Source organism: Cupriavidus sp. IDO, from assembly GCF_000812465.1.
Taxonomy (GTDB): domain Bacteria; phylum Pseudomonadota; class Gammaproteobacteria; order Burkholderiales; family Burkholderiaceae; genus Cupriavidus.
On record NZ_JWMA01000018.1, the window covers coordinates 91,342 to 107,680 of the forward strand.

Below are 16,339 nucleotides of genomic sequence, written 5' to 3' on the forward strand. Positions count from 1 at the left end.
CGCGCCCCGCCCCACCTTTTCGCGCGCGCTCGCCCCACGGGCCTGCCGCGCACCAACCGAATTGCCCCGAGAATCCACATGTCAAACGACAAACGCGCCAAGCCCGAGAAAAGCAAATACCCGGTCAACCTGCTCGACACGCCCTTCCCGATGCGTGGCGACCTGCCCAAGCGCGAGCCGCAGTGGGTCAAGCAGTGGCAGGAAAAACAGCTCTACAAGAAGATCCGCGCGGCTCGCAAGGGTGCGAAGAAGTTCATCCTGCATGACGGCCCCCCGTACGCCAATGGCGACATCCACATCGGCCACGCCGTCAACAAGGTCCTGAAGGACATGATCGTCAAGGCGCGCGGCCTGACCGGGCTGGACGCCGTCTACGTGCCGGGCTGGGACTGCCACGGCATGCCGATCGAGATCCAGATCGAAAAGCAGTTCGGCAAGGGGCTGCCGGTGCAGGAAGTCCAGGCCAAGGCGCGCGCGTACGCCACCGAGCAGATCAAGCGCCAGATGGTGGACTTCGAGCGCCTCGGCGTGCTCGGCGACTGGGACCACCCCTACCTGACCATGAACTACAGCAACGAGGCCGACGAGTTGCGCGCCCTCGGCAAGATCATGGAGAAGGGCTACGTGTTCCGCGGCCTGAAGCCGGTGAACTGGTGCTTTGACTGCGGCTCGGCACTGGCCGAAGCGGAAGTCGAATACAAGGACAAGACCGACCTGTCGATCGACGTGGGCTTCCCGTTCGCCGAGACCGACAAGCTGGCCCACGCCTTCAAGGTGCCGCTCGAGCAGCTGAACGCCAAACCCGGCTGGATCGTGATCTGGACCACCACCCCGTGGACGATCCCCAGCAACCAGGCCCTCAACGTGCACCCGGAAGTGGAGTACGCGCTGGTCGATACGCCGCGTGGCTTCCTGATCCTGGCGACCGAGCGCGTCGAGGAACAACTGAAGGTCTACGAGCTGGAAGGCGAGGTCGTTGCCACCACCACCGGTGCGGCGCTGTCTGAAATCCGCTTCCATCACCCGCTGGCAAGGATGGACGCCGGCTATGACCGCCTGTCGCCGGTCTACCTTGGCGACTATGTCACCACCGACACCGGCTCGGGCATCGTGCACTCGGCGCCCGCCTACGGCGTGGAAGACTTCCAGTCGTGCAAGGCGCACGGCATGAGCGACCACGACATCATCAGCCCGGTGATGGGCAACGGCGTGTACGCCGGCACGCTGCCGCTGTTCGGCGGCCTGTCGATCTGGGATGCCAACCCGAAGATCGTCGAAACGCTGGAGGCCTCGGGCAACCTGTTCAATTCGCACAAATACACCCACAGCTACATGCACTGCTGGCGCCACAAGACGCCGATCATCTACCGTGCCACCTCGCAGTGGTTCGCGGGCATGGATGTGGACCCGGCAGACAATGGCCCTTCGTTGCGCGAAACGGCGCTGGCCGGCATCGATGCCACCGAGTTCTACCCGGCCTGGGGCAAGCAGCGCCTGCACAACATGATCGCCAACCGCCCGGACTGGACGCTGTCGCGCCAGCGCCAGTGGGGCGTGCCGATGGCCTTCTTCGTCCACAAGGAAACCGGCGCGCTGCATCCGCGCACGCCGGAGCTGCTCGAGGAAGTGGCCAGGCGCGTCGAACAGCACGGCATCGAGGCGTGGCAGACGCTGGACCCGAAGGAACTGCTTGGCGACGAAGCCAGCCAGTACGAGAAGAACCGCGACACGCTCGACGTGTGGTTCGACTCGGGCACCACCCACTGGACCGTGATCCGCGGCTCGCACCGTGACGACCTGTATGACCCGTCCGCCGATACGCCTGATGGCCGCCAGGCTGACCTGTACCTGGAAGGCTCGGACCAGCACCGCGGCTGGTTCCATTCGTCGCTGCTGACCGCGTCGATGCTATATGGCAAGCCGCCCTACAAGGCGCTGCTGACGCACGGCTTTACCGTCGACGGCGAGGGCCGCAAGATGTCCAAGTCGGTCGGCAATACCGTGTCGCCGCAGGACATCTCCAACAAGATGGGCGCCGAGATCATCCGCCTCTGGGTGGCGTCGACCGACTATTCGGGCGAGCTGTCGATCTCCGACGAGATCCTCAAGCGCGTGGTGGAAAGCTATCGCCGCATCCGCAATACGCTGCGCTTCCTGCTGTCGAACCTGTCCGACTACGACCACGCGAAGCATGCGCTGCCGGCTTCGGAATGGCTGGAGATCGACCGCTACGCCGTTGCGCTCACCGCGCAGCTGCAGAAGGAAGTGCTGTCGCACTACGAGTCGTACGAGTTCCACCCGGTGGTCGCCAAGCTGCAGACGTTCTGCTCGGAAGACCTGGGCGGCTTCTACCTGGATGTGCTGAAGGACCGCCTCTACACCACTGCCGCGGACTCAAAGGCCCGCCGCGCGGCGCAGAACGCGCTGTACCACATCACCCAGGCGATGCTGCACTGGATGGCGCCGTTCCTGTCGTTCACTGCCGAGGAAGCCTGGCAGGTGTTCGCTCACGGCACCAGCCATACCGACACCATCTTCACCAGCACCTACTACGCGGTGCCCGACGTGGATGGCGCCGACGACCTGCTGCAGAAGTGGCACACGCTGCGCGAAGTGCGCGCCGAAGTCACCAAGCAACTGGAAGCCGTGCGTGTGGAAGGCGAGATCGGCTCGTCGCTGCAGGCCGAGGTCACCATCCAGGCCGGCGGCCCGGTGCTCGAAGCCCTGCGGAGCCTGGGCGACGACCTGCGCTTCGTGCTGCTGACGTCGGCCGCCAAGGTCGCGCCCGCGCCCGAAGCCGGCGATCTGCTGGTGACGGTGGCAGCCTCGCAGCACGCCAAATGCGAACGTTGCTGGCACTATCGCGCCGATGTCGGCCACGATCCGGCCCATCCCACCCTCTGCGGCCGCTGCGACAGCAACCTGTTCGGCGCCGGTGAACACAGGAGCCATGCCTGATGGCATCGACCACGACCCGTTCCGCGCGCCCCGCCCGCCGCAACAACAAGGCCTCCAGCGGCACCACGCCGCTGTTGTGGATGGCCTTTGCGCTGCTGGTGGTGGTGCTCGACCAGTTCTTCAAGATCGTCATCGTGCGCACCTTCACCTATGGTGAATCGCGCCCGGTGACCAGCTTCTTCAACCTGGTGCTGGTCTACAACAAGGGAGCGGCGTTCAGCTTCCTGGCTGACGCCGGCGGCTGGCAGCGCTGGTTCTTCACGGCGCTTGGCGTGGCGGTCGGGGCCTTTATCGTGTGGCTGCTGTACCGTCACACCGGGCAACGCCTGTTCTGCTTTGCGGTGTCGCTGATCCTGGGCGGCGCGGTCGGCAATGTGGTGGATCGCGTGGTCTATGGCCATGTGGTCGACTTTCTGGATTTCTACCTGCGCAACTACCACTGGCCGGCCTTCAACGTGGCCGACTGCGCGATCACGGTCGGCGCGGTGCTGCTGATCGTGGACGAGCTGCGGCGGGTGCGGCGCCACTGAGCGCTGCCAGACCTGTGCAGGTGGCGCCCAGCCGGTATCATGCCGATTCTCACCCTTTGACGAGCCTTCCCATGGATTTGCGCGGCAAGCACATCGTTCTCGGCCTGACCGGCGGCATCGCCTGCTACAAGTCGGCCGAACTGGTCCGCCTGCTGACCAAGGCCGGCGCCACCGTGCAGGTGGCGATGACCGAGGCGGCGACGCATTTCATCACGCCGGTCACCATGCAGGCGCTGTCGGGCCGCCCGGTCTTCCTGTCGCAATGGGATGCCCGGATCGACAACAACATGGCGCACATCGACCTCTCGCGCGAGGCCGACGCCATCGTCATCGCTCCGGCTTCGACAGATTTCATGGCCCGGCTCGCCAACGGCCTGTGCGACGACCTGCTCAGCACGCTGTGCATCGCGCGCGACTGCCCGCTGCTGGTCGCGCCGGCGATGAACCGCCAGATGTGGGCGGCGCCCGCCACCCAGCGCAACGTCGCCCGGCTGCGCGCGGACGGCGTCGCCATCCTGGGCCCCGGCAGCGGCGACCAGGCCTGCGGCGAAGTCGGCGACGGCCGCATGCTGGAGCCGGAAGAGCTGCTCGAGGACATCGTCGCCTTCTTCCAGCCAAAGCCACTGGCAGGCAAGCGCGTGCTGATCACCGCCGGCCCGACCTTCGAGGCCATCGACCCGGTGCGCGGCATCACCAACCTGTCGTCCGGCAAGATGGGCTTCTCGATCGCACGCGCCGCGCGTGAAGCCGGCGCCGACGTGCTGCTGGTAGCCGGCCCGACCAGCCTGCCGACGCCGCGCGGCGTGGCGCGCACCGACGTGCGCAGCGCGCAGCAGATGCACGATGCCGTGCTGGCCCAACTGCGCGGTGTGGATGTCTTCGTCGCGGTGGCAGCCGTGGCCGACTGGCGCCCGGCCGAGTTTTCGCAGCAGAAGCTGAAGAAGGCCAACGATACCGATACGCCGGCCCTGCAGTTCGTGCAGAACCCCGACATCCTGGCCACCGTCGCGGCCCGGGCCGATGCGCCCTACTGCGTCGGCTTCGCTGCCGAAAGCGAGAACCTGGAACAGTACGGCGAGCAGAAGCGCCAGCGCAAGGGTGTGCCGCTGCTGGTTGGCAATATCGGCCACCACACCTTCGGCCTGGACGACAACGAGATCGTGCTGTTCGACGCTGCCGGCATGACGAGACTGCCGCGCGCCGACAAGCTGTCGCTGGCGCGCCAGCTGGTCGCCGCCATCGGCCAGCGCCTGCCCGCGCGGCCCCGCCCCTGATTTCGCCCCCAACCATGTCCGCTATCAAGCCAAGGATGCGCCTGTCGGTGCTGGACCAGAGCCCGGTCATTGCCGGCCACACCGCGCGCGATGCGCTGGCCGCCACCGTCGACCTGGCGCAGATGGCCGACTCGCTCGGCTATACCCGCTACTGGTGCGCCGAGCACCATGGCCTGCGCGGCGTCTGCAACCCGGCCCCGGAAGTCATGCTGGCGCGCATCGGCAGCGTGACGAAACGCATCCGCCTGGGCTCGGGCGGCGTCATGCTGCCCTACTACAGCCCATTCAAGGTGGCGGAGCAGTTCCGCATGCTGGAGGGGCTGTTCCCGAACCGGATCGACCTCGGTGTCGGTCGCGCGCCGGGTGGCGACATGCGGACTGCCCAGGCAGTGGCGATGGGCCAGTACGACCGCGGCGCGCAATTCGAGGAGCAGGTCCGCGACCTGTCCTGCCTGCTGCGCGGCGAAGTGCCGCCCGGTCACATCGCCGAAGGCGTGTTGCTGCAACCTGTCGTGGATACGCGGCCGGAACTGTGGGTGCTCGGATCGAGCGACTACGGCGGTGCGCTGGCGGCGCGGCTGGGCCTGCGCTTCGCCTTCGCGCATTTCATCAATGCGCACGCCGGCCATCTGGTGGCGCAGCAGTACCGCACCGACTTCGCGCCCGGCTATGAAGCCGAGCCATACAGCGCGGCAGCCATTTTTGTGATCTGCGCGGATACCGACGCCGAAGCGGCCGAGCTCGAGCGCGCCGTGGACCTGCGCCGCCTGCAGATGGCCTATGGCGTAAACGCGCCGATCCCGTCGCTGGAACAGGCGGCCGGACACACACCTACGGAGCGCGACCGCCTCATCATCGATCGCGAGCGTCCCCGCACGATCTGCGGCACGCCGGAACGCGTGGCCGCGCGGATGCAGGCCTTGCGCGAACAGTTCGCCGCCGATGAGCTGGTCGTGCTGAGCGTGACCGCGACGTATGCCGCGCGGCTGCGCACCTATGAATTGCTGGCCGAAGCCTTCGAGCTCTCGACCGAAGACTGAACCCGGCCGGGCTATCATCCGCCCTGCCAACGAACTTGCCGAACTGACCTGCCATGACCACTGAACTGAACCCGTCCGTCGAAATCAAGGTACTGGACGCACGCCTGAACGAATGGGGCCTGCCGGCCTACCAGAGCGACATGGCTGCCGCCATCGACCTGCATGCCTGCGTGGACGCGCCCGTTTCCATCGCGCCGGGCACCGCTGCCCAGCTGGTGCCGGCGGGCATCGCCGTGCATATGGGCAATCCGTACATGGCCGCGACGATCGTGCCGCGCTCGGGGCTGGGCCACAAGAAGGGCCTGGTGCTGGGCAACTCGATCGGCGTGATCGATGCCGATTACCAGGGTCAGATCATGGTCAGCGTGTGGAACCGCAATGCGGCGGGCACCGAGCCGATCGTGATCCAGCCGGGCGAGCGCATCGCGCAGATGATGTTCGTGCCGGTGCTGCGGCCGGTGTTCACCACGGTGGACGAATTCACGGAAGGCAGCGCGCGCGGCGCGGGTGGCTTTGGCTCGACCGGCGTGCATCACGCCAAGGCCAGCGCCTGATCCCGGCTCCCGGAACCTGCTGAGAATTGAGACTGGCGCCGAATACGGCGCCAGTTTGCGTTTCAGGCCTGCTGTTCGAACAGCAGCGCCACGCCACCGGCCGCATGGGCCGGGATCAGCGTTTCGTGCGGACCCAGGTCCTGGGCCGGCACACCGGCTGAGCGCCAACCGGCCCGGGCGGCGTCGAGCGAGGTGGTGCGCAGGCGGATGGCCGCGTAACCCGGCACTTCACGCTGCACGTGCGCGGCGCCGGTGGCTGAGGCGAGCGCCTGTGGCGTGCTCACGACCAGCGTGGCATCGTCCAGCGACAGGCTGCAGACATGGTCGCTGAGCTGGGTCAGCTCGGCGCCAGTCAGCTCGGCGTAGGCGCGTCCCGCGGCTTCCACCAGCGCCGGCGCCACGACCAGGAACATCGATGCGATTCCCTGCGCGCCATTCGCGTGCGCCATCCATTCGGGCCGCCACAGCAATTCGGGCGTGCGATGTTCGCAGACGAAGTAACGGGCGCCCGGCGCATCGTCGAGCGCGGTCACGCGGAAGGTGGCCGCATGTTGGCTGCCGTCGTCCAGGCTGACCGGGCGTGAGAACTCGATCGGCTCGGACGTGTGCCAGCCGCCCGCCCGCAGCCGCGCAGCGGTCTCGAAGGCATCCGAGCTCTTGCACGACATGGCCGCACAGCCGCCGCCACCGGCCTGCGCATCCCAGTAATACTGCCGGCTGGGACTGGGCGCGGTGACGTGCAGCAGCTCCAGATAGTCCCGCTGCAGCATGATGCAGTGGTTCTGCGAGCCAAGCGTATGGTAGCCGCGTGGCGTCAGCGTGAAGCCAAGCTTGCGCCAGGCCTGAACGCTCGCGTCGAGATCGGGACAGACCACTACGGCGTGGTCGAACATTTCCGCTTTGGTTGCCATCGGCATCGCCTCGGTCTCTCCCAAACCTGCCATCGTCATTCGAACTGGATATTGGCCTTGCGCGCCACCGCCTGCCATTTGTCGTGCTCATGGCGAACCAGGCTGCCGAGCTCCGCAGGCGTGCCGCCGACAATCTCGAAGCCCTGCGCAGCCAGAGCGTCTACCACGCGCGGCTGGCGCAGCGATTCGGTCAGCGCGTCGTGGAGGCGCGTCACCTGCGCAGCCGTCATGCCAGCCGGACCGAATACGCCGATCCAGGAATACGCCTCGAAACCACGCATACCCTGCTCTGCCACGGTGGGCACCTGCGGCAACTGGCGCAGGCGGCTGGTGCCGGTCACACCGAGGATCTTGATGGTGCGCGCGGCCACATGCGCCTGCACGGCAGCGTAGCTGCTGAAGAAGATATCGACCTCGTTCGACAGCACCGCCTGCACGGCCGGGCCGCCGCCCTTGTACGGCACATGCAGCATGTGCACGCCGGCCTCGGTCGCCAGTGCCTCGGCCGCGAGCTGATTGAGGCTGCCGATACCTGACGAAGCATAGCGCACGCCCTCGGGCCTGGACCTGGCCAGCGCCACCAGCTCGCGCACATTGGAGGCTGGCAGCGCCGGATTGGCGGCAATCACCAGCGGGAAGCGCACCAGCTGCGTGATCGGCGTGAAATCCTTGAAGGTGTCGTACGGCAGTTGCTTGTACGCGAAGGGATTGATGGCATGCGTGTCGAATGCCATCAGCAGCGTGTTGCCGTCCGGCCGGGCCCGCGCCACGGTGCTGGTGGCGATCAGCCCGCCGGCGCCGGGCTTGTTGTCAACCACCACAGTCTGCCCCAGCGTCGTCTTCAGGCCAGGCTGCAGCTGCCGCGCGACGATATCGACGCTGCCGCCCGGCGGGAACGGCAACACCATGGAGATCGGTCGCCCGCTGGCAGCGGGCTCGGCAGCGGCAGTGGCTGCAGTCGCGGTTGCGGCGACCGCGTGCATCACGGGCAAGGGCATTGCGCCCAGCGGCAGGGATTTGAGCAGCAGGCGGCGCAGCCGCGTGCGTTCGGGACGGGACATCGGGTACTCGGACAAGGGCGGCCAGGAGGCCGCCGGAACAAAAAAGAAGGGGCGGCATCTCTGCCGCCCCCCGTATTTTGCCCGAGGATCGCCCGAACTGCAGGCAACGTGCCCCGGACGCCGGTCAGGCTTCGGCGCGCTGCTCGCTTTCCGGGGCCTCCGGCGGTTCCGGGTCGGCCTCGGAGAAGTCGAGCTTGATCTGGTCCTGATCGTCGAGATCGACCACTACCTTGCCACCCGACACCAGCTTGCCGAACAGCAGCTCGTCGGCCAGCGCCTTGCGGATCATGTCCTGGATCAGGCGCTGCATCGGCCGGGCGCCCATCAGCGGGTCGAAACCCTTGCGTGCCAAGAACTTTCGCAGCTTGTCGGTGAAAGTAGCTTCGACCTTCTTCTCGTGCAGCTGCTCTTCCAGCTGCATCAGGAACTTGTCCACCACGCGCAGGATGATTTCCTCGTCCAGCGAGCGGAAGCTGATCATGGCATCCAGCCGGTTGCGGAACTCCGGCGTGAACATGCGCTTGATGTCGGCCATCTCGTCGCCCTGCTCGCGCGAGCTGGTGAAGCCGATGGAGGCGCGGTTCATGGTCTCCGCTCCCGCATTGGTGGTCATGATGATGATCACGTTGCGGAAGTCGGCGCGCCGGCCGTTGTTGTCGGTCAGCGAACCATGGTCCATTACCTGCAGCAGGATATTGAAGATATCCGGATGCGCTTTCTCGATTTCGTCCAGCAGCAGCACGCAGTGCGGCTTCTTGGTGACGGCCTCGGTCAGCAGGCCGCCCTGGTCAAAGCCCACGTATCCCGGCGGCGCGCCGATCAGGCGGCTGACGGCGTGACGCTCCATGTACTCCGACATATCGAAGCGCAGCAGCTCGATACCCATGATGAAGGCGAGCTGCTTGGCCACTTCGGTCTTGCCGACGCCGGTCGGGCCGGAGAACAGGAACGAGCCGATCGGCTTGTCGGTCTTGCCCAGGCCCGCGCGCGACATCTTGATCGCCGACGACAGTGCCTCGATGGCCGGATCCTGGCCGAACACCACCGACTTCAGGTCGCGATCGAGCGTCTGCAGCTTGCTGCGATCGTCCTGGTTGACGCTCTGCGGCGGGATGCGCGCGATGCGCGAGACGATGTCCTCGATCTCGCCCTTGCCGATGGTCTTCTTCTGCTTCGACTTCGGCAGGATGCGTTGGGCCGCTCCGGCTTCGTCGATAACGTCGATCGCCTTGTCGGGCAGGTGACGGTCGGTGATGAAGCGTGCCGACAGTTCCGCCGCCGCGGTCAGCGCCGAGGCTGCGTACTTGACGCCGTGGTGCTCCTCGAAGCGGGACTTCAGGCCGCGCAGGATCTGCACGGTCTGGTCAACCGAGGGCTCGACCACGTCGATCTTCTGGAAGCGCCGCGACAACGCCGCGTCCTTCTCGAAGATGCCGCGGTATTCGGTGAAGGTAGTTGCGCCGATGCACTTGAGCTGGCCCGACGACAGCGCCGGCTTGAGCAGGTTGCTGGCGTCCAGCGTCCCGCCCGATGCAGCGCCCGCGCCGATCAGCGTGTGGATTTCGTCGATGAACAGGATCGCGTTGGGGTTGTCCTTGAGCGACTTCAGCACGCCCTTCAGGCGCTGCTCGAAATCGCCGCGGTACTTGGTGCCGGCCAGCAGCGCGCCCATGTCGAGCGAGTACACGACGGCCTTTTCCAGGATGTCGGGCACTTCGTTCTTGGTGATGCGCCACGCCAGGCCTTCGGCGATCGCGGTCTTGCCGACGCCGGCCTCGCCCACCAGCAGCGGGTTGTTCTTGCGCCGGCGGCACAGGACCTGGACCACGCGCTCGACTTCGCTTTCGCGGCCGATCAGCGGATCGATCTTGCCGGCCTTGGCCAGCGCGTTCAGGTTCTGGGTATATTGCTCGAGCGGGCTTTCCTTGCCGTCACCGCCCTCGCCTTCCCCGGCGGCGTCGCCGTGCTTGGCCGGCTCGGACTGGTCCTTGCGGATGCCGTGGCTGATGAAGTTGACCACGTCCAGGCGCGTCACGCCCTGCTGCTGCAGGTAGTAGACCGCGTGCGAATCCTTCTCGCCGAAGATGGCGACCAGCACGTTGGCACCTGTCACTTCCTTCTTGCCGTTGGAAGTGGACTGGACGTGCATGATCGCGCGCTGGATCACGCGCTGGAAGCCCAGCGTGGGCTGGGTATCGACTTCGTCGGTACCCGGCACGACCGGCGTGTTATCCGCAATGAAGTTCTTCAGGCTGGTGCGCAGGTCCTCAATATTGGCCGCGCAGGCGCGCAAGACTTCAGCTGCCGTGGGATTGTCGAGCAATGCCAGCAGCAGGTGCTCCACGGTAATGAACTCGTGGCGTGCCTGCCTGGCCTCAACAAACGCCATGTGCAGGCTCACTTCCAATTCTTGCGCAATCATGCTTCCTCCATCACGCACTGCAAGGGGTGCCCCGCCTGCCGCGCGTGCGTTGACACCAGCTCGACTTTTGTCGCCGCGATATCTCTGGTGTAAATACCGCAGACGCCCTTTCCTTCCCGGTGCACGGTGAGCATGATCTGCGTCGCCGTTTCCCGGTCCCTGCTGAAATACTGTTGCAGGATCATGACTACAAACTCCATCGGAGTGTAGTCGTCATTAAGCAGCACCACCTTGAACATGGCAGGCGGTTTGAGCGCCTGCTCTTTCCGCTCCAGAATGGTGCCTGCTTCGCGTTGTGGGACATTCGCCAGCCGTGTAGCCATGGCTTTATTCTAACCCTTACTCGCAACTCTGCAATTTGGGGAAAAGGCGCCGGATTCAAGGGCCGGGTCGCGCGATTCCTGATGACGAGGCAGCGCCAAAGGCACTGCAATGCACGTGACCGGTGCTTGCCGGCACGCCCCAATGACGGTCATTCCAATACCTTGCCAAGGTACCACCGACCGCCGTTCCATTCCCGCCACACCCTACGGGGAGTGGGGAATCCGCCAGCTTGACAGTATGTTGGTTTGCCAGAAGAATCGGTTGCACACCCGGCGCCAGCCTGCGAGCCAAGCAAAAAGGCGGTGCCGGGTGATCCGTGAGCAGGGAGGCCCACGACCCGGTGGCGGGTAGTCAGCAGCAATAATCGGCAGCCTGACTGCCCGCCACGCGATACACCCAACCGCGCGTCATCGCCGGCCGCATCCTCAGCGAGGCGGCCGCCGTGACGCCGCAGCCCGTGTCATCCGGCCGGGCGGCGGCTTCCCCGCTTGAAATCTGCTATTTCGTTGGGGGAGTATATGGCAAGCGGTATCGTCAAATGGTTCAATGACGCCAAGGGGTTCGGGTTCATCAAGCCGGACGAGGGCGACGAAGAACTGTTTGCGCACTTTTCGGCAATCCAGATGTCGGGCTTCAAGACGCTAAAGGAAGGTCAACGCGTCTCGTTCGAGGTGGTGCAGGGCCCCAAGGGCAAGCAAGCCACCAACATCCAGGACGCCACCTAAGCGCGCCGCGACCGCACCCGGGCCGACAGAGCCCCGGGCGGTCCCCAAGGATGCGGGGGGAACTCCCCCGGAACGGGATCCACGCCAGGGCTTGCTGCGCCGCTGCTCTCAGGGCAAGCGCCGCCGGCCCTGCGCGTGCCTCAGCTGCACGCTACCGCATCCGACGGAAAGCCCGGCCTCGCGCCGGGCTCTCCGCTTCTAGGCACCCGTGCCGCTCAGGCCCAGCCGTCGATCTTGAGCCCGCTGGCCCGCTCGGCTTCCTCCCGTGTGACCTTGCGCACGGTCTGGCCGAAAGTCCAGACGTGGCCCTCCAGGTCGCTGGCGACATAGACCCGGTCACCATAGAACTGATCCTCCGGCTCGCGCATGATCACCGCCCCGGCGGCGCGAGCGCGTTCGCAGTGGGCATCGAGCCCGTCCTGCAGGTGCACATGGACCGACTGGGTGTTCTTGCCCCCGATCGAAGCCGGGCTGGCGGTATAGTCGGCCCACTCGCTGCCGACCATCAGGTAACTGTCCCCGAATCGCATTTCCGAATGGGCAAGATTGCCCTGATCATCCGTAATGACCATCGACCGCCGAAAGCCGAATGCCCGTTCGAGCCAGTCCAGGGCGGCCAGCGGGTCCTTGTAAAAGATGGCCGCGCCCAGCGCGGTCCGGCGAAACGGATCTTCCATGCCTGACTCCTTCCCGGGATGCAATCCCAGACGTTCTAGGCAAGCTCGCCGGCGTGCGCAAGAAAAAACCCCGGTTGCCGTTATGACGGCAACCGGGGTTCTCCCAGGCAGGATCCCGCTTTCGCGGGATGTCCGTGCTTACATATTGTCGATCATGACCTGGCCGAAGCCCGAGCACGAGACCTGGGTCGCGCCTTCCAGCAGGCGGGCGAAGTCATACGTGACCTTCTTCGACAGGATCGACTTTTCCATCGACGAAATGATCAGGTCGGCGGCTTCCGTCCAGCCCATGTGGCGCAGCATCATTTCCGCCGACAGGATTTCCGAACCCGGGTTCACATAGTCCTTGCCGGCATACTTCGGCGCGGTGCCGTGGGTCGCCTCGAACATGGCAACGGAATCCGACAGGTTGGCGCCCGGGGCGATACCGATGCCGCCTACCTGCGCCGCCAGCGCGTCGGAGATATAGTCGCCGTTCAGGTTCAGCGTGGCGATCACCGAGTATTCGGCCGGACGCAGCAGGATCTGCTGCAGGAAGGCGTCGGCGATGGCGTCCTTGACCACGATTTCCTTGCCGGTCCTCGGATTCTTGAACTTGCACCACGGACCGCCATCAATCAGCTCGGCGCCGAATTCCTTCTGGGCCAGCTCGTAGCCCCAGTCACGGAAGCCACCTTCGGTGAACTTCATGATGTTGCCCTTGTGCACCAGGGTCACCGACGGCTTGTCGTTGTCGATGGCGTACTGGATGGCCTTGCGGACCAGGCGCTGGGTGCCCTGCTTCGATACAGGCTTGACGCCGATGCCCGAGGTTTCCGGGAAACGGATCTTCTTCACGCCCATTTCGTTTTGCAGGAAGGCGATCAGCTTCCTGGCCTGATCGCTTTCGGCTTCCCATTCGATGCCGGCGTAGATGTCTTCCGAGTTCTCGCGGAAGATCACCATGTCGATCTTCTCCGGCTCACGCACCGGCGAAGGCACGCCCTTGAAGTACGCCACGGGGCGCAGGCATACGTAGAGGTCGAGTTGCTGGCGCAGGGCCACGTTCAGCGAACGGATGCCGCCGCCGACCGGGGTCGTCAGGGGGCCCTTGATCGAAACCACATAGTCTTTCAGGACCTGCAGGGTCTCATCCGGCAGCCACACGTCCGGGCCGTACACCTTGGTCGACTTCTCGCCGGCGTAGATCTCCATCCACGAGATCTTGCGCTTGCCGGCGTAGGCCTTGGCCACGGCCGCGTCCACGACCTTGATCATTACCGGGGTGATATCGAAGCCCGTGCCGTCGCCTTCAATGTAAGGAATGATCGGATTGTCCGGAACGTTCAGCGAAAAATCCTTGTTGACCGTGATTTTTTCGCCAGCCGGAACCTTGATGTGTTGATACATGACGTCTCCAGTACGGAACGGTTTATAACGGCCGCCAGGTTCGTGACCGACGGCGAGATCGGGGATGGCGCAAGGCATTGTAGCGAGCATCAGGCGCTCAGCTGTGCTGCATCGCACAACCCAAGGTCTTATATAAGACACAAGACTAATTTTGTATTATGCAGCAAATTTTCATGATCTGCCATGCGGAACGGCCCGGACTCGGACCGGCTGGCGTCCGCTGCGGCATACTTCGGCCCCATGACCCTGATCGCCCTGAACAAGCCGTTTGGCACCATGAGCCAGTTCTCGCCCCATCCGTCGCGGCCCACGCTGGCGGATTGCGTGGCAACGCCCGGCGTCTACCCCGCCGGCCGGCTCGACGCGGACAGCGAAGGCCTGCTGCTGCTGACCGATGACGGCCCACTGCAGGCCCGGATTGCCGATCCGCGGCACAAGCTGCTCAAGACCTATCTCGCGCAAGTCGAGGGTATTCCGGATGCAGCGGCGCTCGCCCGGCTGCGCCAGGGCGTCGATCTTGGCGATTTCGTGACGATGCCGGCGACGGTAAGCCCCATCGAAGAACCCGCCTGGCTGTGGCCGCGCAATCCGCCGGTGCGATTCCGGGCCGCGATCCCGACCAGCTGGCTGGAACTGAAGATCCGCGAAGGCAAGAACCGCCAGGTTCGCCGCATGACGGCAGCGGTTGGCTTCCCCACGCTGCGGCTGGTGCGCGTCGGCATTGGCGGCCTCGATCTGCGCGCGCTGCGGCTTGAGCCAGGCCAGTCGTGCGAGATTGCGCCCGAAGATGTCGGGCTGGCAGCGCTTCGCCCGGACCGACGCATTGTTCCCTCGGCCAGACAGGTGAAGCCCACGACGCGACGTCGCTGTTACAAAATCTAACAATTGGCGCGTCAACGACAGCACATGGCCCCTCGTTTTTGTCGGGGACACGTCAAATTGCGGGTCATCTCTTCCGACTGCATTCAAACTTCGAGGTAATTGCCATGAAAAAACTGATCGCTGCCCTGGTTGTTGGCCTGTTCGCCACCGGCGCTTTCGCCCAGGCTTCGGCTCCTGCTGCCGCTGAAGCAGCACCTGCTGCCAAGGAAGCCCCGAAGAGCACCACCACCACCAAGAAGAAGAGCCACAAGAAGCACGCCAAGAAGGCCGCCTCGGCTCCGGCTGCTTCGGCCCCGGCTGCGCAGTAAGCCGTCGGCGCGTCCTGCCGCCCGGAGGACGGGCAGCAGGCACGACAAGGCAGGTTGCCAACGCAGCCTGCCTTTTTTGTTGCCCGGCCCGGGCTGAGAACCATTGGTCCGAGTCGCCAATGCGACGGGATCGTGCGCTATGCTTGCGCCTGCCGCCGAATCCAACCTTCGTTCGCCATGCCATCCGTGTTCAAGACCCTGCTGTCACACTGCACCCTCCTGGCCGCCATGACCGCTGGCGTGGCCAATGCGCAGGCAGCCCTGCCCGTGGTCCCGCTGACCGCGGGGATGTTTGCGATCAATGCGGAAGTCGCCGCCACGCCCGCGGCACGCGAGCAAGGGCTGATGTACCGCAAGGCAATGCCTGCCAACGCCGGGATGCTGTTCGTCTTCGAGCAGAAGGCCGGGCACTGCTTCTGGATGAAGAACACCGACCTGCCGCTGTCGATTGCCTTCCTGGCCGACGATGGCACCATCGTCAATATCGAAGACATGGCGCCCCAGACCGAAGACAACCATTGCCCGAAGGCGGCAATCCGCTACGCGCTGGAAATGAACAAGGGATGGTTCGCGCAGAAGGGCATCAAGTCCGGCGCGAAGATCGGCGGGTTGCCGCAGGCGCGCTGAGCGCCGCGGCCAACTGTGGCGCCGGCGGGATACCGGCGCGCGCGACTCAGTCGCGGAAGTTGTTGAAGTCCAGCGGCGCTTCGGAAACGTCCTTGCGCAACAGTGCGATCACGCTCTGCAGGTCGTCGCGCTTGGTGCCGGAGACACGCACGGCGTCGCCCTGGATGCTGGCCTGCACCTTGATCTTGCTGTCCTTGATCATGCGCACGATCTTCTTGGCCAGGTCGCCGGTCACGCCCTTCTTGATGGTGATGACCTGCTTGACCTTGTCGCCGCTGATCTTGTCGGTCTTGCCGTAGTCCAGGAAGCGCACGTCAACGTTGCGCTTGGCCATCTTGCTGATCAGGACGTCCTTGACCTGGCCCAGCTTGAAATCGTCGTCGGCAAAGGCGGTCAGCTCATTTTCCTTATGCTCGACCCGGGCGTCGGAGCCCTTGAAATCGAAGCGCGTCGAGATTTCCTTGTTGGCCTGTTCGACCGCATTCTTCACCTCGACCATGTTCGCTTCGCACACCACGTCAAACGACGGCATTGCATTCTCCTTTTGATCCATATGCCCGGAGCCCGGGCGCCCTTCGCGGGCCGCGCCGGCACTTCCGTATAATCCAGCCTACTTCGCAGTTCCGGGTCGCTGGCTCACCAGCAGCGGCGGCCGCG

Annotated in this window: 16 protein-coding genes; 9 read left to right on the forward strand and 7 right to left on the reverse strand. The window is 65.1% G+C overall.

Annotated features, from left to right (window positions below):
- Positions 1-78: 78 nt before the first annotated feature.
- The 5 genes from ileS to dut all read left to right on the forward strand — a co-directional run bounded on the left by ileS (position 79) and on the right by dut (position 6,356).
- Positions 79-2,958: an isoleucine--tRNA ligase gene (ileS, locus tag RM96_RS06570; RefSeq protein WP_039008981.1), complete on the forward strand. Its 2,880-nt coding sequence runs from the start codon at positions 79-81 to the stop codon at positions 2,956-2,958.
- Positions 2,958-3,488: a signal peptidase II gene (gene lspA / locus RM96_RS06575; protein WP_039008983.1), complete on the forward strand. Its 531-nt coding sequence runs from the start codon at positions 2,958-2,960 to the stop codon at positions 3,486-3,488. The genes ileS and lspA overlap by 1 nt, the downstream gene beginning before the upstream one ends.
- Positions 3,489-3,559: 71 nt before the next feature.
- Entirely contained in the window at positions 3,560-4,762 is a 1,203-nt protein-coding gene (coaBC, locus tag RM96_RS06580; protein ID WP_039008985.1) for a bifunctional phosphopantothenoylcysteine decarboxylase/phosphopantothenate--cysteine ligase CoaBC, read from the forward strand.
- Positions 4,763-4,776: 14 nt separating this feature from the next.
- Positions 4,777-5,802, forward strand: a complete 1,026-nt coding sequence (locus RM96_RS06585; protein ID WP_039008991.1) for an LLM class flavin-dependent oxidoreductase — start codon at positions 4,777-4,779, stop codon at positions 5,800-5,802.
- Positions 5,803-5,855: 53 nt separating this feature from the next.
- A complete protein-coding gene (dut, locus tag RM96_RS06590; RefSeq protein WP_039008993.1) occupies positions 5,856-6,356 on the forward strand; it encodes a dUTP diphosphatase in 501 nt (166 codons plus the stop codon).
- Positions 6,357-6,418: 62 nt separating this feature from the next.
- On the opposite strand, the gene RM96_RS06595 is transcribed toward dut, so the two are convergent.
- The 4 genes from RM96_RS06595 to clpS form a co-directional block, all read right to left on the reverse strand.
- Positions 6,419-7,267 (reverse strand): VOC family protein, encoded by an 849-nt coding sequence (locus RM96_RS06595; RefSeq protein ID WP_039008995.1) that lies wholly within the window; start codon positions 7,265-7,267, stop codon positions 6,419-6,421.
- Between the two features lie 35 nt (positions 7,268-7,302).
- On the reverse strand, positions 7,303-8,328 hold the full coding sequence (locus tag RM96_RS06600; protein ID WP_039008997.1) for a tripartite tricarboxylate transporter substrate binding protein: 1,026 nt from the start codon (positions 8,326-8,328) through the stop codon (positions 7,303-7,305).
- A gap of 124 nt (positions 8,329-8,452) precedes the next feature.
- The gene (gene clpA / locus RM96_RS06605; RefSeq protein WP_039008999.1) at positions 8,453-10,750 is read right to left on the reverse strand and encodes an ATP-dependent Clp protease ATP-binding subunit ClpA; all 2,298 of its coding nucleotides are present in this window, start codon (positions 10,748-10,750) and stop codon (positions 8,453-8,455) included.
- Complete coding sequence (gene clpS, locus RM96_RS06610) at positions 10,747-11,073, reverse strand: ATP-dependent Clp protease adapter ClpS (protein ID WP_010814998.1); 327 nt, start codon at positions 11,071-11,073, stop codon at positions 10,747-10,749. The genes clpA and clpS overlap by 4 nt, the downstream gene beginning before the upstream one ends.
- A gap of 519 nt (positions 11,074-11,592) precedes the next feature.
- Here clpS and RM96_RS06615 point away from each other — a divergent pair.
- Positions 11,593-11,799 carry a cold-shock protein gene (locus RM96_RS06615; protein ID WP_039009002.1) on the forward strand — a complete coding sequence of 69 codons (207 nt, stop codon included), beginning with the start codon at positions 11,593-11,595 and terminating at the stop codon, positions 11,797-11,799.
- Between the two features lie 215 nt (positions 11,800-12,014).
- On the opposite strand, the gene RM96_RS06620 is transcribed toward RM96_RS06615, so the two are convergent.
- Positions 12,015-12,476: a VOC family protein gene (locus RM96_RS06620; RefSeq protein WP_039009004.1), complete on the reverse strand. Its 462-nt coding sequence runs from the start codon at positions 12,474-12,476 to the stop codon at positions 12,015-12,017.
- Between the two features lie 138 nt (positions 12,477-12,614).
- Entirely contained in the window at positions 12,615-13,865 is a 1,251-nt protein-coding gene (gene icd, locus RM96_RS06625) for an NADP-dependent isocitrate dehydrogenase (RefSeq protein ID WP_039009006.1), read from the reverse strand.
- Positions 13,866-14,105: 240 nt separating this feature from the next.
- Between icd and RM96_RS06630 the strand changes: the two genes are divergently transcribed.
- From RM96_RS06630 to RM96_RS06640, 3 genes are all read left to right on the forward strand, one after another.
- The gene (locus RM96_RS06630) at positions 14,106-14,747 is read left to right on the forward strand and encodes a pseudouridine synthase (RefSeq protein WP_039009148.1); all 642 of its coding nucleotides are present in this window, start codon (positions 14,106-14,108) and stop codon (positions 14,745-14,747) included.
- Between the two features lie 104 nt (positions 14,748-14,851).
- Positions 14,852-15,055 carry a hypothetical protein gene (locus RM96_RS06635; protein ID WP_039009008.1) on the forward strand — a complete coding sequence of 68 codons (204 nt, stop codon included), beginning with the start codon at positions 14,852-14,854 and terminating at the stop codon, positions 15,053-15,055.
- Positions 15,056-15,232: 177 nt separating this feature from the next.
- The gene (locus tag RM96_RS06640) at positions 15,233-15,682 is read left to right on the forward strand and encodes a DUF192 domain-containing protein (RefSeq protein ID WP_039009010.1); all 450 of its coding nucleotides are present in this window, start codon (positions 15,233-15,235) and stop codon (positions 15,680-15,682) included.
- 46 nt (positions 15,683-15,728) lie between these two features.
- Here the strand turns inward: RM96_RS06640 and RM96_RS06645 are convergent, their stop codons facing one another.
- A complete protein-coding gene (locus tag RM96_RS06645) occupies positions 15,729-16,214 on the reverse strand; it encodes a YajQ family cyclic di-GMP-binding protein (protein ID WP_039009011.1) in 486 nt (161 codons plus the stop codon).
- Between the last annotated feature and the right edge of the window lie 125 nt (positions 16,215-16,339).

Coding starts and splice junctions, on each gene's coding strand:
- ileS (WP_039008981.1), top strand. CDS start 79: ATGTCAAACGACAAACGCGCCAAGCCCGAGAAAAGCAAATACCCGGTC.
- lspA (WP_039008983.1), top strand. CDS start 2,958: ATGGCATCGACCACGACCCGTTCCGCGCGCCCCGCCCGCCGCAACAAC.
- coaBC (WP_039008985.1), top strand. CDS start 3,560: ATGGATTTGCGCGGCAAGCACATCGTTCTCGGCCTGACCGGCGGCATC.
- RM96_RS06585 (WP_039008991.1), top strand. CDS start 4,777: ATGTCCGCTATCAAGCCAAGGATGCGCCTGTCGGTGCTGGACCAGAGC.
- dut (WP_039008993.1), top strand. CDS start 5,856: ATGACCACTGAACTGAACCCGTCCGTCGAAATCAAGGTACTGGACGCA.
- RM96_RS06595 (WP_039008995.1), bottom strand. CDS start 7,267: ATGGCAACCAAAGCGGAAATGTTCGACCACGCCGTAGTGGTCTGTCCC.
- RM96_RS06600 (WP_039008997.1), bottom strand. CDS start 8,328: ATGTCCCGTCCCGAACGCACGCGGCTGCGCCGCCTGCTGCTCAAATCC.
- clpA (WP_039008999.1), bottom strand. CDS start 10,750: ATGATTGCGCAAGAATTGGAAGTGAGCCTGCACATGGCGTTTGTTGAG.
- clpS (WP_010814998.1), bottom strand. CDS start 11,073: ATGGCTACACGGCTGGCGAATGTCCCACAACGCGAAGCAGGCACCATT.
- RM96_RS06615 (WP_039009002.1), top strand. CDS start 11,593: ATGGCAAGCGGTATCGTCAAATGGTTCAATGACGCCAAGGGGTTCGGG.
- RM96_RS06620 (WP_039009004.1), bottom strand. CDS start 12,476: ATGGAAGATCCGTTTCGCCGGACCGCGCTGGGCGCGGCCATCTTTTAC.
- icd (WP_039009006.1), bottom strand. CDS start 13,865: ATGTATCAACACATCAAGGTTCCGGCTGGCGAAAAAATCACGGTCAAC.
- RM96_RS06630 (WP_039009148.1), top strand. CDS start 14,106: ATGACCCTGATCGCCCTGAACAAGCCGTTTGGCACCATGAGCCAGTTC.
- RM96_RS06635 (WP_039009008.1), top strand. CDS start 14,852: ATGAAAAAACTGATCGCTGCCCTGGTTGTTGGCCTGTTCGCCACCGGC.
- RM96_RS06640 (WP_039009010.1), top strand. CDS start 15,233: ATGCCATCCGTGTTCAAGACCCTGCTGTCACACTGCACCCTCCTGGCC.
- RM96_RS06645 (WP_039009011.1), bottom strand. CDS start 16,214: ATGCCGTCGTTTGACGTGGTGTGCGAAGCGAACATGGTCGAGGTGAAG.